11 protein-coding genes are annotated in these 14,983 nt (G+C 62.7%); 7 read left to right on the plus strand and 4 right to left on the minus strand.

All coding sequences use genetic code 11. The features are described from left to right. Positions 1-238: 238 nt before the first annotated feature. Positions 239-1,093, minus strand: a complete 855-nt coding sequence (locus ACZ7L7_RS36990; RefSeq protein WP_472078010.1) for a GNAT family N-acetyltransferase — start codon at positions 1,091-1,093, stop codon at positions 239-241. A gap of 153 nt (positions 1,094-1,246) precedes the next feature. On the opposite strand from ACZ7L7_RS36990, the gene ACZ7L7_RS36995 reads away from it, so the two are divergent. After that, positions 1,247-3,595, plus strand: a complete 2,349-nt coding sequence (locus tag ACZ7L7_RS36995) for an nSTAND3 domain-containing NTPase (protein ID WP_472078011.1) — start codon at positions 1,247-1,249, stop codon at positions 3,593-3,595. Positions 3,596-3,796: 201 nt separating this feature from the next. Next, positions 3,797-5,248 carry a DNA phosphorothioation-associated putative methyltransferase gene (locus ACZ7L7_RS37000; RefSeq protein ID WP_435270126.1) on the plus strand — a complete coding sequence of 484 codons (1,452 nt, stop codon included), beginning with the start codon at positions 3,797-3,799 and terminating at the stop codon, positions 5,246-5,248. Here ACZ7L7_RS37000 and dndA read toward each other — a convergent pair. After that, positions 5,240-6,382 (minus strand): cysteine desulfurase DndA, encoded by a 1,143-nt coding sequence (gene dndA / locus ACZ7L7_RS37005; RefSeq protein ID WP_191884015.1) that lies wholly within the window; start codon positions 6,380-6,382, stop codon positions 5,240-5,242. The genes ACZ7L7_RS37000 and dndA overlap by 9 nt on opposite strands. An 83-nt stretch (positions 6,383-6,465) precedes the next feature. Between dndA and dndB the strand changes: the two genes are divergently transcribed. From dndB to dndE, 4 genes are read left to right on the plus strand one after another with little or no spacing between them, the layout of a single operon-like run. After that, positions 6,466-7,596 (plus strand): DNA sulfur modification protein DndB, encoded by a 1,131-nt coding sequence (dndB, locus tag ACZ7L7_RS37010; protein WP_359477448.1) that lies wholly within the window; start codon positions 6,466-6,468, stop codon positions 7,594-7,596. Continuing rightward, a complete protein-coding gene (dndC, locus tag ACZ7L7_RS37015; protein ID WP_472078013.1) occupies positions 7,593-9,095 on the plus strand; it encodes a DNA phosphorothioation system sulfurtransferase DndC in 1,503 nt (500 codons plus the stop codon). The genes dndB and dndC overlap by 4 nt, the downstream gene beginning before the upstream one ends. Before the next feature lie 4 nt (positions 9,096-9,099). Further along, positions 9,100-11,097, plus strand: coding sequence for a DNA sulfur modification protein DndD (dndD, locus tag ACZ7L7_RS37020; RefSeq protein ID WP_472078015.1), 1,998 nt, complete (start codon positions 9,100-9,102; stop codon positions 11,095-11,097). Continuing rightward, positions 11,087-11,464: a DNA sulfur modification protein DndE gene (gene dndE, locus ACZ7L7_RS37025; protein ID WP_191884018.1), complete on the plus strand. Its 378-nt coding sequence runs from the start codon at positions 11,087-11,089 to the stop codon at positions 11,462-11,464. Before dndD ends, dndE begins: the two co-directional genes overlap by 11 nt. 74 nt (positions 11,465-11,538) lie before the next feature. On the opposite strand, the gene ACZ7L7_RS37030 is transcribed toward dndE, so the two are convergent. Continuing rightward, the gene (locus ACZ7L7_RS37030) at positions 11,539-13,269 is read right to left on the minus strand and encodes an ATP-binding protein (RefSeq protein WP_191884019.1); all 1,731 of its coding nucleotides are present in this window, start codon (positions 13,267-13,269) and stop codon (positions 11,539-11,541) included. Positions 13,270-13,723: 454 nt separating this feature from the next. After that, a complete protein-coding gene (locus tag ACZ7L7_RS37035; RefSeq protein WP_229830114.1) occupies positions 13,724-14,260 on the minus strand; it encodes a hypothetical protein in 537 nt (178 codons plus the stop codon). A gap of 257 nt (positions 14,261-14,517) precedes the next feature. On the opposite strand from ACZ7L7_RS37035, the gene ACZ7L7_RS37040 reads away from it, so the two are divergent. Further along, positions 14,518-14,937 carry a hypothetical protein gene (locus tag ACZ7L7_RS37040; protein WP_472078016.1) on the plus strand — a complete coding sequence of 140 codons (420 nt, stop codon included), beginning with the start codon at positions 14,518-14,520 and terminating at the stop codon, positions 14,935-14,937. Positions 14,938-14,983: the final 46 nt, after the last annotated feature.

The raw sequence follows: 14,983 nt of genomic DNA on the forward strand, positions 1-14,983 counted from the left end.
GGGTACTTACGTGGTGCTGGCACTGCTCGTGGTTCTCCTTCGGGCCAGGATCATAAGCCTGGCTTCAGGGACTCCACGAATCCGGGGTCAGCTCAGCCCATCTAATGCCCCACGGACCGCGTGGTGCAGGCAGGCATTGAGTCTGGGTGCTGTGGCGTCGAGGCTGCGCGCCAGCCACGTGTTCGCTGCGCTGCCCGCAGCCCTCTGGAGTTCTTCGACGGATCTCCGGCGCGGCACGCTAAACGTCGTACACCGCGAAGTCGGCGATCGGGCGGTACCCGATCCGCTGGTAGAGGCCGTTGCTGGTGGGGTTGGCCAGGTCCGCGAACAGCAGGACCTCCGCCGCGCCCGCGGATAGTGCGGCTCGGCTCACCTCGGCTGTCACGGCGCCCGCATAACCGCGACCACGCAGGTGAGCCGGGGTATAGACGGGGGCCACCCGGATCTGGCCCGCGACCATGGGGGTCCTGCCTGCCATGGAGACGGGGGAACCGTCCGGGGTTTCCCACAGCGTGACGCGTTCGTCGGCGATGCGCGAGTCCGCCCATGAGCTGTTGTCCGCAGACGGGGTTCCTCCGATGGCGGTGACGAACTCCCGGTGCCAGAGCATGAGTTGTTCGCGGTCCTCCTCGCCCGCGACTCGCCCCCGGCCCTCAGGGAACGGCTCCGGCGGTGTGAGCGTGCCCAGGCGGTACAGACGCTCCTGCTCGTGCAACGTCGGTCTCGCGCCCGTGTGCCGCTGCCAAGCCTCGGCGAAGGAGGCGGCGGTGTCGTGGTCCGCGTTGACGCCGGGGAGGCAGTGGCCGAGGCCGGCTAGGTGGGCGGCGAGGCTGTCGGCCTCTTCGGGGCTAAGGGGGGTGACGGTCAGGCGGCGGGGCGGGGTACGGAAGAAGGTCGCGCGGACCTCGCCCGCCCGCTCCAGCAAACCGAAGATGGGGGCTTCGGAGCCGTACGCGTCCGTCCCGCGCGTACGCAGTGCCTCGGTCACCGTCAGTGGGACGGTGTGCAGGGCGGGGCGTGAGTGCAGGAAGTCTCCGGCGCGAGCGAGAAAGTCGTCGATGTCTTCGGTGAGGTGCCAGTCATCCGAACTCATGCCTCATGATGCCGCGTGCTGTCGGCGTGCGCCCGTGGTTTTCCGCTGGGCGCGGCGACAGGACCTAGTGTGCTACGCAGCAGCCACTCGCTGGCCCAGCAGCACTGGCTGTCTCCCGCCGCCACCTGAGCCGTCGCAAGTAGCCTTTGTCTCATGACCAGTTCACACTCCGGCCGGTATCCAGGAGAGGCGTTCGCTCGTCCAAGCTATCGGCTGCACACCCTTGGATGGCGAGCGTTCGAGGATCTCGCCTTGGCCATCATAAGAGAGATCCTAGGGCCGACAGTGGTGAGCTTCGCTGAAGGCAGCGACGGTGGACGTGATGGCGCCTTCTATGGGGACTGGGAGCCGGATCCCAAGGCGCCGGCTCCGTTCGGGGGCCCGGGTGCCAGCAGGCTCAAAGGACCTTTTGTCATCCAGTGCAAGTTTGTCCAGAATGAGTCAGACACACTCAAACCCTCAGACGTCACCGGCGAAGTAAAGAAGGTCAGCAGACTGGCGGCAGAACAAATCTGCTCAACTTATGTGCTCATGACTAACGCGCGCGTCACAGCAGACAGCGAGAGAGTGATGCGCGACATGTTCCAGGCTGCTGGGGCCAAGGACGTCCTCGTGTTGAGCGGGACTTGGATTCAGGAAATGATCACCAGCAGTGTGAGCCTGCGCAGGAAACTTCCTCGGATGTACGGGCTCGGTGATCTGACTCAGATTCTTGACGAAAGACGGTACAGTCAAGCCCACGCTTTCCTATCGCACCTCGGCGACGAGAGCCTGGCCACGTTCGTGCGAACCAAATTCTACGCACAGGCCATGGAGTATCTGGATAATCACGGGTTCGCCATCCTGGTCGGTGGGGCGGGTTCTGGGAAGTCCATCACGGCGGCCGCTCTAGCCATCGGTGCGGTGGATGCTTATGGGAGTGCCGTCATTAGGGTTGACGCACCTGAGGAGTTCCGGGAGGCGTGGAATCCGCACGAGCCACACCAGCTATTCTGGGTTGACGACGCGTTCGGCGTCTTTAGGTTCGATGCCCGGTCTACCGAGAAGTGGGTTCGCAACTCGGGGCTGATGCGAACTGCGATCAAGAACGGGGCGCGTTTTGTCTTCACTAGTCGCGATTACATCCTTGAAGCCGCACGAGGTGAGTTCAAGGGAGCCGCAAGGGAACTCCTCGATCGCCGGGTGGATCTGTCTCCCCACTGCCTGACAGTCGGAGAAAGGGAGCAGATTCTCTACAATCACCTACGGCACGGAGACCAGCCCAAGAGCTTCCTCACAGAAATTAAGGACCATCTACACATCGCGGCTCGATCTACATCCTTCACGCCCGAGCAAGCCAGGCGACTGGGAAGTACCTACTTGTCATCCGGGCTTGAGAGTGGATCGGAGCAGCAGCTGCTGGACTTCTTCGAGAACCCCATCGACCACCTCTGTGAGGTACTCAGAGGGCTGGATCAAGATTCACTTTCGACACTGTGCCTGGTGTACATGGCCGGTGAAGGTTTGAAGTCACCTATCACCTTCACCTCTCGGGAGGGAGAAGCACTGGATCTCATAGGGGGAACCAAGGCCGGAGTGACTCAGGCCCTTGGTCGCTTGAGCGGGTCGTTCCTCCTTAGGGTCGACACTCAGACCAGCCCACGATGGAAGTTTTACCATCCCAGTTTGGCGCACGCCCTGGCGAAACACATCGGCCAGAACAGCGAGTTGGTCGAGATCTTTATCTCCGGGCTGACCGAAAGAGCACTGTTCACCATGGTCGACTGTGGCGGCCAACAAGACGTTTCACGCGAGACAGTCATCATCCCGGAGGTGTGCTACGACCTCCTCATCAACCGAATCTCGGAACTTCAGGACACTCGTCTTCTCTGCGAGTCGCCGGAGTTCGCCGAGTTCCTCTCCTCGTGTTGCAGCCCCGCCTTCCTACTGAGGCTTGCAGAGTTGAGAGGAGACATCATCGGAATGTTCATCCATGTAGACACGCTTCGCTTCGGGGTAACTGGCATAAAGCTCTTGGCTCGCCTGTGGCAAGCCGGGCTCCTCCCGGAAAGGGAACGGAGGTCTGCCGTTGCCAAGATCACAGAGAACGCCACATCCCTCCCTATCCATCTTGAGGTCGACTTCGACTGGGCAAAAACGTCCGCAACTACTGAACTCACCACTCCAGATGAGTACCAAGAACTCCGAGAGCGAGTCTTCCGCGACGTCATCCCCGAACTAGCGGACGTGATCGAGGACCCGGGAAGCACCATCGAATGGGAATCTGAGGAAGACTGGCTCCACATTGCGCGACACTACGAGGCGGCTGTGGTCGCCTACCGCGTCGCCTACGAGGACCACCCCAATGCTTCCGCTGAGCTCTCGTACACGGAAGACGTACTCAGCACCTACCTGTACACGTCTCCCCTGTGCGGTGGGGGCTTCGAAGAGGAGGAGAGCGAAGAGGCAAGCTGCGACGGCACAGAGAGCCGGAGCATCTTCGACGACCTGGACTCCGTCTGAGCACGGGGGCGACGTGACACCGCTAGGCCACCGAGAAGTACATCGCGCCAGGCTGTGGGTGGCGAACCTGCCGGACCTGCCCAGGCATGTAGACGTCGATGCCCGTCGCCGGCAGCCGGTCGCCTTCCCGAGTTACCCCCAAGCCCAGGAGCGCCCGACGTTACCCTCCCGGTGTCCCCCCAGTTATGCAAGGGCGTGAACATGGAGCAGCAGGCATGGAGCAGCGACCGCAGACTCACCGCGATCAGCCGCAAAAGCCTCTCCGTGCCTGCCCGACAGGCTGTGATCGACAGGCAGGTACTCCCCGGACGTACCGTCCTTGACTACGGTTGCGGCCGCGGTGGTGACGTGCACACCCTTCAGCAGCTGGACTACCGCGCCGTTGGCTGGGATCCGTTCTACCTACCCGAGACGACGCTGCAGCCCGCGGACGTTGTTCTTCTTACCTACGTCCTCAACGTCATCGAAGATCCGCAGGAACGGCGAAAGACGCTGAAGGCAGCGTGGGACCTGGCGGGAACAGTCCTGGTCGCCTCAGCACGACTTACCTGGGAGAAGTCGAAGGTCCGCGGTGAGGCGTTCGGTGACGGCCTGCTCACCAGCCGGCAAACGTTCCAGCACCTCTTCGGGGCAAGCGAACTGCGCAACTACGTCGAAGAAGTAACGGGCGTACGGACTGTCTCCGCGGCGCCAGGGATTGTCTATGCCTTCAAGGATGAGAAGGCGCGACTGAGCTACCTCGCTCAACGGATCGTTCCCGACGCTGAGTGGCTCGCTTCCGAAGACACGACCTCGGCGATCGCCGCAGTGGTCGACCACGTGGAACGGCGCGGGCGCCTTCCCCGTATGGAGGAAGTGCCCCAGCCGATGGCTGAGCTTCTCGGCCACCTACGCCCCAGTGAACTGCGCCGTCTTGTCCGGGACTCCGCCGAGCAAGCCAAGGTCGAGGAGGGCCAGAAGCGGACCACGCTCAATACGCTGCTCTTCCTGGCCGTCGAACTCTTCAACGGCCGCGGCCCTTTCAGCAGCCTCCCCTTGAGTGTCCAGCTCGACGTCCGTGCCTTTTTCACCTCCTACAAGGAGGCATGCCAGCGATCCGACCGTCTTCTGCTGAAACTCCGCGACGACGCGTACCTCCGCGGAGCCATGAACGCTTCCGCGGTCGGGAAGCTGACCCCGACCGCGTTGTACGTGCATCAGCGCGCCCTCGACCGCATGCCCACGGTCCTGCGCCTGTACGAGCACTGCGCCTCGATCGCGGCCGGCCGCCCACAGGATTGGACCGTGGCCAAGCTGCGTCATCAGGGACGGGCGGTGAGCTGGCTGGACTACCCCGACTTCGACAGCGACCCGCACCCGCGGATCCTGTCGTCGTACCAGGTAGATCTCAAAACGCTTGAGACCTCCCACACCTCATACGCCGAATCCATGAACCGGCCTCTACTGCACCGCAAGCACGAGTTCCTGGCTCCCGACGATCCAGACGTCGAGCGTTACAAGCGACTCACGGCAGCAGAGGTGAAGGCGGGGCTGTACGAGCACCCTCACCTCATCGGTACGGAGAACGGTTGGGAAGCGGAGCTCCTACGCTGTGGGCGCGAGTTGCGGGGGCATCGTCTGGTCCGGCGGGCACCGCATGACCGATCAAGCTGAGTCGGGCTGCAAGCGCATGATCGCATTTGCCAGCTCGGTGGGGTCCAGGTCCGTCGTCTGGCTGGGGAACCACGACAGGCGGAGCCCGTTGGAAGCCACTTCTTCAGGCAGGCCCATGGCGGTCAGGACGTGGCTGGGGGTGTAGGAGGCGCTCGTGCAGGCGGAGCCCGTCGCCACGGCGACCTGGTCCTTCAGCATCACGATGAGCGCCTCGGCGTCCACGCCGTCGAAGGTCAGGTTGAGGATGTGAGGGACCGTGTGGTCTTGGTCGCCGTTAATACGGAAGCGCGTCTTCGCGAGTGCGTCCAGGAGGCGAGCACGGAAAGCAGCCGCTTCCTTGTTCCACTGGGCGTGTTCCTTGTGGAAGATCTTTGCCGCTTCAGCCAACCCCATGATCAACGGGACCGGGAGGGTACCCGGCCGCAGTTTCCGCTCCTGACCGCCGCCGAACATGATCGGCTTGAGGGGCAGGGTGTCCCAGCCGCGGTGGCGGGCCAGGAGCATCCCGACGCCCTTGGGTCCGCCGATCTTGTGCCCGCTGACACTGATCATGTCGATGGGCGCCGTGAGGTCCTGTGTCAGTTTCCCGTAGCCCTGTGCGGCATCCACGTGCATGTATGTGGAGGTCTCACGCAGCTTGTGCGCGAGCTCGGCGACAGGCTGCACGACCCCTGTCTCATTGTTGACGTGCATGAGCGATACCAGCAGGGTGTCCGGACGCAGGCGTTCCATCACGGCGTCGACGCTGACGCGTCCTGACGGGCCGGGTTCGATGAAGTCGACCTCGAAGCCCCGTGTCTGCAGGTACTCAAGAGGCTCGATGACCGCTTTGTGTTCAATTGCCGAGGTGATGATGTGACGTCGGCCAGTCTCTTCGCCATGGGGGGCCAGACCCAGCAGGGCGATGTTGTTGCTCTCGGTCGCGCCGCTGGTGAAGATCAGCTCGTCTACCTCGGCATCGAACGTACCGGCCAAGTACTGACGCGCCTGCTGCACGGCACGTTTCGCCCGGGAGCCGTACTCGTGGGTGCGACTGCCTGCGTTACCGAACTCCTCAGTCATCCAGTGCAGGACAACCTCGGCCACGCGCGGGTCCACGCGCGTGGTCGCTGCCGCGTCGAGATACGTCACCACTAGCCCCACCACACCTCTGTGCGTTATTCCTGCATGCCCTGTACGTCTAATCTCTGACGTACGAGTACGATACCGTTGCGCAGGTGGGATCACAGTCACCTTCGCAGCTCGCAGACGCCGCTACCTCGTCAGGCTTCGAGTACATCTTTCCAGCCATCCGAGGGGTCCAGGCGGGGCGCGAGTTCTACGTCTCCATGTGTCCGCTTCGTCTCATTCCGAAGATCTTCCTGTTCGATGAAGACGAGCTGGCCCCTGAAGTACGCGCGCAACGGGTGCTGAACAAGGGGAGACTCCCAGCCCTCACTCGGTACATTGTGGACAATCCGGACGATTACGTCTTTAGTGCGCTGACGGCGTCCGTGGATGGCGAGATGCACTTCGAGAGCATCTCTGACTCCGGGGTGGGGATGCGCGCAGGGCAGATCCGCATCCCCATGGCCGCTCGCTTCCTCATCAACGACGGCCAGCATCGTCGAGCTGCGATCGAACAGGCGCTGAAGGAGAACCCGGATCTCGGCGAAGAGACCATCGCCGTCGTCTTCTTCCACGATGCCGGCCTCGCCCGCTGCCAGCAGATGTTCGCCGACCTCAACCGTCATGCCGTTCGCCCGGCCCGGTCCATCGGCGTGCTCTATGACCACCGAGACGACCTGGCCATCATCACCCGACTGCTTGCCATGAAGTCGCCCGTCTTCAAGGGACACGTGGAGATGGAGAACAGCACCCTCTCCCAACGGTCCCGCAAGCTGTTCACTCTCAGTGCTGTCTATTACGCAACTCAGTCTCTCCTTCAGGGACTTGAGGTTAAAAAGGAACAAGCGCAAACACTCGCTGAGCAGTATTGGGAGGCCATTGACGCGGTCATCCCAGAATGGTCTCTGGTGCGCCGCCGCGAGTTGACGGCCCCCGAGGTTCGCCGTGACTTCATTCATAGCCATGGCATCGCGCTGCATGCCCTAGGCAGGATCGGTAACACCCTCCTGAGGAACGCACATTCTCCCAAGGCGTGGAAGCCGAAATTGGCCCGCTTGAAGTCCGTGGACTGGACGCGCAGCAACACCGACTGGGAAGGCCGAGCACTCGTGGGTGGCCGCGTGTCGAAGAGCCACCAGAACCTGACTTTGACTGTGAACTACCTCCGACACCACATGGACCTTCGGCTCAGCCCCGAAGAACAGCGTGTAGAGGACGCATACGCACGAGGAGATGCATGAGCACCGTGGCACGTCCCGTGGCCTTCCAGGGCCGGGGCCTTTCCGAGGTCGTGAACGAGCTGACCGATGAAGTGCGTGAGCTCTACACCGCGGACGAGGTGCCTTGGGTCATCGGCTACAGCGGCGGAAAGGATTCCACCGCCGTCCTTCAACTCGTATGGCTTGCTCTGCAAGGACTGCCGGCCGAGCAGCGCACCAAGCCGGTACATGTGATCAGTACTGACACCCTGGTAGAAAATCCCATCGTTGCTGCCTGGGTGTCGCAATCACTTGAGACAATGAAGAAGGCCGCGGCCGAGCAGAACCTGCCGATCGAACCGCACCGGCTCACCCCCAAGGTAGAGGACACCTTCTGGGTCAACTTGATTGGCCGCGGATACCCGGCCCCTCGGCCGAAGTTCCGTTGGTGCACGGAGCGCATGAAGATCAAGCCATCCAACCGCTTCATCCGCCAGGTTGTGCGTCGTCATGGCGAAGCCATCCTCGTCCTCGGTATCCGCAAGGCTGAAAGTCAGGCCCGCGCCCGAGCCATGGCAAAGCACGAGAAGCGGCGCGTGCGCGACCGCCTGTCCCCCAATGGCAACCTCCCAAACTCGCTTGTCTACAGCCCTATCGAGGACTGGAGCAACGACGAGGTCTGGGCCTTCCTCATGCAGCAGGCCAATCCATGGGGTTACAAGAACAAGGACCTGCTCACCATGTATCAGGGGGCATCCAGCGACTCCGAATGTCCGCTGGTTGTGGACGACACCACCCCGTCCTGCGGTGACAGCCGGTTCGGCTGCTGGACATGCACGCTTGTGGACCAGGACAAGTCCATGACTGCCATGATCCAAAACGACCCGGAGCAGAAGAAGTGGATGCGTCCACTCCTCTCTCTTCGCAACGAGCTGGACGACGTGTCGAAGGAGAAGGAGACACGGGACTTCCGGCGGATGAACGGTCGAGTGCAGCTGTTCAACGACCGCATCATCCAGGGCCCGTACACCCAGAAGGCTCGCGAGGACTGGCTGCGGAAGCTGCTTCGCGCCCAGGCGCACGTCCGTAGGGAAGGTCCCGAGGAGGCCCGCAACATCGAGCTGATCACGATGGAAGAGCTGCACGAAATCCGTCGGATCTGGGTGTTCAAGAAGCACGAGGTAGAAGACATCCTCCCGCGGATCTACGAGGAAGAGACCGGCGAGAAGTTCCCCGGGCAAGACCTTGAGGAGAGCCTGGTCATCCGCGCGAACGAGATCGACCTCCTCCGCAAGATCTGCGGCGACGACGAAATCCACTTCACCATGGTCCGTGAACTACTGGCTGTTGAACGTGAATACAGGACCAAGACACGGCGCAAGGGTCTCTACGAGGCGCTTGAGAAAGTGATCGAAAAGGGGTTCTACGAGAGCAAAGAGGACGCGCTGGAGTTCGCGCAGCTTAAGCAAGCTATGCACGAGAGCGGCGTCCGACCTGAGACCACAGACCAGCACCAGGCCCCGACTTTGGACGAAGAGTAGAACGATGCTCCTGCATAACATCACGCTGCGCGACTTTGGGGCGTACCAAGGCGAGCAGCGGCTCGACCTCCGCACAGAGCCCGGGCGCCCCATCGTCCTCATCGGCGGACTGAACGGCTGTGGCAAGACCACGCTCCTCGATGCCATCCAGCTCGTACTCTACGGCCCCAAAGCTGACTGCAGCGGCCGCGGCAGCCGCCCTTACAACGACTATCTTCAGCAGTGCATCAACCGAGAGGCAGATCCCGCCGAGGGCGCATCCATCGCCTTGGAATTCTCCATCACCGTGGAGGGGGAAGAACACTACTACCGTGTCGTCAGGAACTGGTACTTCACCGGCAGTAAGACGCTGCGTGAATTCCTGACTGTCTTGGTCGATGGCGAGTTCAGTCGCCCACTGACTGAGGGCTGGGCCGATCACGTTGAGACGATCCTTCCGCTCGACGTAGCCACGCTCTTCTTCTTCGACGGAGAGAAGATTGAGGAGCTTGCCGATCCACGAAGCGCAGCCAAGGTCATCGAGTCGGCCATTCACTCGCTCCTCGGCGTCAGCGCCGTAGAACGTCTGCGGCAACTCCTCAAGACCCTCCAGAACCGTCAGCGGCTGTCCGACGCCGATCAAGACGTTCTGGACAAAATCCGGAAGCAAGAACTGGAGTTGGCGCAGGCCACCCAGGCCGCGTCTGATGCCCATCAGCTAATGGCGGCAGCCCGCTCAGAACTCCTCGTGCGCCAAAAGGAATTGGATGAGGTTGAGTACAAGTTCGAGCGTGCTGGCGGCAAGGAGTACGAGCGCAGGAAGGAACTGGAGGCCGAGCGTAACCGCGTCAAGAATCAAGCGGTGGCTACGAACAAGGCTTTGATCTCTCTAGCCGAAGGACCGCTTCCGCTTCTACTCCTGCAGGATCAACTCGCCGGAGTCAGGAAGCAGGCGGAGCTGGAAAAGGAAGCCGATGATGCCTCGCGCTTCCTCGGAGTCCTAGAGGAACGCGACGAGTGGCTGCTCATGCAAGTCGCAGACGAGCTGCCCGCTAATGCCCGCTCCGCGCTGAAGAGGAAGCTCACTAGCGATCGCAAGAAGCGTGAGAGGGCCGCTGACCTTGAGTACAACCTCGGACTCCCTCACGACGCCTTGCTGCAGTTGTCGGCACTCGACCAGGCGCTGGCCAGTGACTCCGCCCGGGCCCGCGATCTCCTGAAGGAAGCTGCCGACATCGCGGAGCATCTCGAGGCCGCCCAGCAGCAGGTAGACGCCGTGCCTGACGACGAGTTCATCGGCGGGCTCGTTACAGAGCGCCAGACCGCGATCGACAGGATGGCGGTCGCACAGGCGCAATTCCAGCGAGGCGAAACCCTCCACGCTGAAGCAGTCGCACGCCGCCAACGGCTAGAGGATGAGCTTGACCGTGCTCATCGATCCCGCCGTGCGGCCGAGTGGCGCTCTGCGTGGCTAGAGCGAGTGGTCAAGTACTCAGAGAAGACACGTGGCACCCTTGAGCAGCTCGGGGACGATCTCCTCGCTCACCACATCGAGAACGTCGAAGCCGCCGTGTTGCACAGCTTCAACACGCTCATGCGCAAGCAGGGCCTCATCCGCGACATCCAAATCAACACGGATGACAAGTTCGCCCTCGTCCTCACCGGCCCGGATGGCGAAACCATCGATCCCGGCCGGTTGAGCGCCGGCGAACGACAGCTGCTTGCCGTCTCCCTCCTGTGGGGCCTGGCCAAGACCGCCGGCAACCGGCTGCCGAGCGTCATTGACACCCCGCTCGGCCGTCTGGACAGCAAGCACCGGGAGCACCTCGTGGACCGCTACTTCCCCAAGGCTGGCCGCCAGGTGCTGCTCCTGTCCACGGACGAGGAAATCGACGAGAAGCTGCTCGGTCGCCTCAAGCCCTATCTCTCCCACACATACACCCTCGTCCACGACGACAAGACCTTCACCACCACCGTCGAACCGGGCTACTGGTGGACCGCAGGAGCAGCGCATGTCGCTTGAGACCATCCGCCTCTCGCAGACGGCCAAGGACCAGCTCGTCTGGCTCAAGCGCCATACCGGCATCACGCACTGGAACGTCCTGTGCCGCTGGGCCCTCGCACTGTCCCTGCGTGACGCTTCGACTCCGCTGGTTAAGGACATCGTCACCGACTCGAACGTCGAGATGAGCTGGAAGACGTTCGCTGGAGCGTACGGGGACGTATACCTCGCCTTGCTGAAGCAACGGTGCCTCGCTGACGGCGAAGAGCCCACGGACGAAGCCGTTTCCCGCGCATTGATCATCCACATTCACCGCGGCGTCGGTTTCCTCCACGGGCGACGCGATCTGAGAAGCATCAGCGACTTCGTGTCGCTCGCGGTGGCTTGACAGACGAGGGGCCGGCGGCGACAACTACTTGTCTCCGCCGGCCCTTCATGCTGTCCGCGAGCCGTCAGCTGACCTCAGAGGACGTCCTTGATCTTCGTCAGGTACTGCTCGGTGAAGCTGCCCCACCACTTCCGCAGCTCCTTGTACTGGTCGACCGGCGTCTCGTGCATGGACTCGGCCTTCGCGTACGCCACCAGGAGCAGGGTGATGGCTTCGATGGCTCGGCGAGCCGTTGCGGACACGTTGGGGCCTGTGCCCGTGCCGCCCTCATTCGACAGCAGCTGCAAGGGCTCGTACATCTCCTGGTAGAATACGTGGCGCTGGTTCAGCCGGATGATCGTCTGATCCTTGAGGTGCGTGAGCTGAAAGAGATCATCTCCGGGCACGTCCACCGTCTCGATGACGAACGGAAGCTCCTTGATCTCCTGCACGTAGGCGGCCTTCTCCTCCTCCGTCGTGTTCCGCCCAGCGTCCTTGGCCAGATTTTCGTACTCCCTCTCCTGCTGGGCCGGCGTGGGAACCTGCTTGACCCGGGCCTTCGGCATGGTGCGGTCCGCGTCCTTGAGGGCCTTCGTGATCGGGGCGTGCTCGCCGGACTTCACTGCGTCGTCGCGGTTGACCTCACCCCATACGCGGTCGATCTCGTCACGAGCCTTCGGGATGACGCTCTCCGCGATGGTCCGCAGGGTCCTGCGAAGCTCATCAGCGGGGACCGCCCCGCGCTTCACGTTGCGAACGCCCATCATGCGGTCGAGCTCCGGGGTGAAGTAGACCTCGAAGCCGATGTACCGGTCCTTGGTTTGGATCCCGGAGGGAAAGAGCTTGGCTACCGGGGTGTAGCTGATCTCGCGGTCAAGCCGCATGAAGCTGATGGCGCCCTCGTTGTCCGGGATCCGCAGCCGCTTGGCGAACGCGTCGCCGCCGGCGCCCTTGAAGCGCAGGATCTCGGGCGGTGCCAGAGCGATGACGACGCGGATCTTGTGATCTGTACCCTGCACCTTGACCTCTTCGTTGAAGAAGACCTGACCGTGGAAGTGCCGTGCCTCAGCGCGTGATTCGCCGCTGGTGCGTGCGAGTTCCTCGGTGAGCACCTGGTCGGCCCAGGTGCCCTTCCGGAGAAAGGTCGGGTCGTGGGGCTTCAAGTCCGTGTGGTCGACGGTGATCCGGATGCCACCGCTCAGGAACTCCCGGAAGACCCGGGCCAGTTCCTTGTTCATCTCGTTGCGAATGTGGTCCGGAGTGCTCCGACCATGGCCGTCGGAGACCCTGTCGATCTTCGACCACGTCACCATGGTGCCCGAGCCCTCCGGGAAGTAGACCTCAAGGTGGGCGGGCAGAGGCTCGTCATCGGGGGGGTAGATCCCGACCTTGTCGCCGCGCTTCTCGGCCTCGATGCCCTCTTCGAGGTCGAAGAACACGTGCCTGATCTGCTCGCTGCCCTCGACGCGGGACCAGGCGTCGATGCGCATGCCGACGCTGAGACCGGCGAGCTTCGCACCGACACCGAACTTCCCGATGGTCTTCTCGGACATGAACCTCTTGGAGAAGCCGAGCTGAAGGTAGTGCTGCAGCGTCTCGTCGTCCATGCCCTCACCGTCATCGATGAAGGAGACCTGTGTGAGGGTCTTCTTGCGGCTCTTCATCGCTTCTTCGGTGATGATCTGGATGTGGTTCGCGCGGGCTTCGATGCTGTTGTCGATCACCTCCCCGACAGCAGACGGGAAGTTGTGGCCGGACTCGCGGAGGCTGAGAAGGGCCTGTCCGGAGAGGACGACCGGGATGATGTCCATGTCGGCGGTGGTCATGATGTGCTCCTGGTGTCAGAAAGACGTGGTCGAGGTAGAGCTCGGCTCAAGGCGCGTTCGATAGCCGTTTCAGGGCAGAACGGGCAGCGGCGGCCTGTTCCGGCAGGGCTGGCGGGGTGTATCTGGTTCCGGATGGCGCTGCCCGCGGACCGGTATTGGTGGTACCAGTAGGACTCGATCGCATAGGCCTGGTGGGAGTTGCGGGCCGGGGCCACGACGAAGTGGGTTGCACGCCCGCGGAGTGGATGACGGGATAACCTCCGGCGGAGACAGGTGTCCGACCGTCCCACGTACAGCGGGCGGGCACCTTCCTGCTCGTGCTCCATCAGTAGATAGGCCCCGATGGTCCCGGTCGGGATCTGCATGTTCACGACGCTCCGCGTGAACCGGAGAGCGACACGAGATGTGCCTTCGTACGGCTCAGCCACCCGGACGTGAACGTTGGTGAACGTCGTCATGCGGCGTCGCTGATCAGCGCCTTGGCGTGGATACGGAGGGCGCGTCGGGCACGCTCAACCGTGGCCACAGACACGCCAGTCTTCCTGGCGGAGTCAGGGACGGTCTCCATGTCGAGCATGCCCTGGAGGCAGGCGGGGCCGTGAGGACCAAGCGTCGCGGCGAAGGCGGTCAGCTCCCGGATGGTTTCGGTTGCGAGTGCACGCTCTTCGGGGGTGTCGTACGTGACCATCTCGATGACGGGCGAACCGTCCGCTGCGGTAGTGGATACGCGGCGGCGAGCAGCGTCGGCCAGCGGCCGGCAAGCGGCACTCCGGCGGGCATTGGCCTCCGAGCGGCGGATCGTCCGACGTGCGTCCCGGATGACGTTCCGGCACAGAAGGTCGGGGTCTTCGGCCGCACGCCTGTGGCCAAGTGTGAGGTTCAGAGCGGTGTCGAGAACGTCGAGGTACTCGCCGTCCCACGCCCTCGCCTTGTTCTTCCTGTACAGACGGCACATCGTCTCGACACGCACGTCGTTGATCTGGAGCATCATGCCCCTCCCCGGGTGCCCGGCTGCTATATGCCGGACCCACTCAGTTGTGACCCGCTCGCCCTTTGGCCGTCGTCGCCGTTCGGTCGACTTCGGCATGAGCAGGTGTTGAAACTGTAGAGCCCCCCACCGACAGTCGGCGGTGGAACGCTCACATCACCTAGGGGACAGCCCAACAGCACATCCCCTCACGGCAGTTGCTGGGTCGATCGTGTGTTCGCGGTCGACGCAGGTCAAGGGCAGGTCGGGGAGCAGGCTTTGTGAGACTTGCGGTGGAGATCGACCCCCAGCAGGTAGCGTTGGAGGCATCTTGGATCATGCTCTCTGGAGGCCCCTGCGTGAACGCTAAGACGATCACCTACACGTACCCAGCCCACATCACGCAGCAGACCCCGTCGGGCAAGCCCCTGGTCTTCTTCGCAGCGCCGGCTACGCAGATTGACCAGTGGGTCGGCGTGCCTCAGCGCAGTCGTCTCGATGACGAGGAAACCATTGGTTTCCAGCGGCAGGAGAGCAGGTCCAGGATCAGGGAGTTGTCTAGCTTCTATCACGATGAGCGCAACATCGTGCAGAACCCACTCCTGGCTGCTCCGCAGAGCGAGACCTCCGTCAGCTTCAAGCCTCTGGACGGCTGGGGTGCCCCGAAGTTTCCGGACAGGGATCCAATAGGATCGTCCTGAGAGGGAAACGAGGAAGCAGTGGCGCCACCCAGTAAGTACTCGCCGG

The sequence above is a fragment of the Streptomyces sp. NPDC110618 genome (assembly GCF_055657065.1).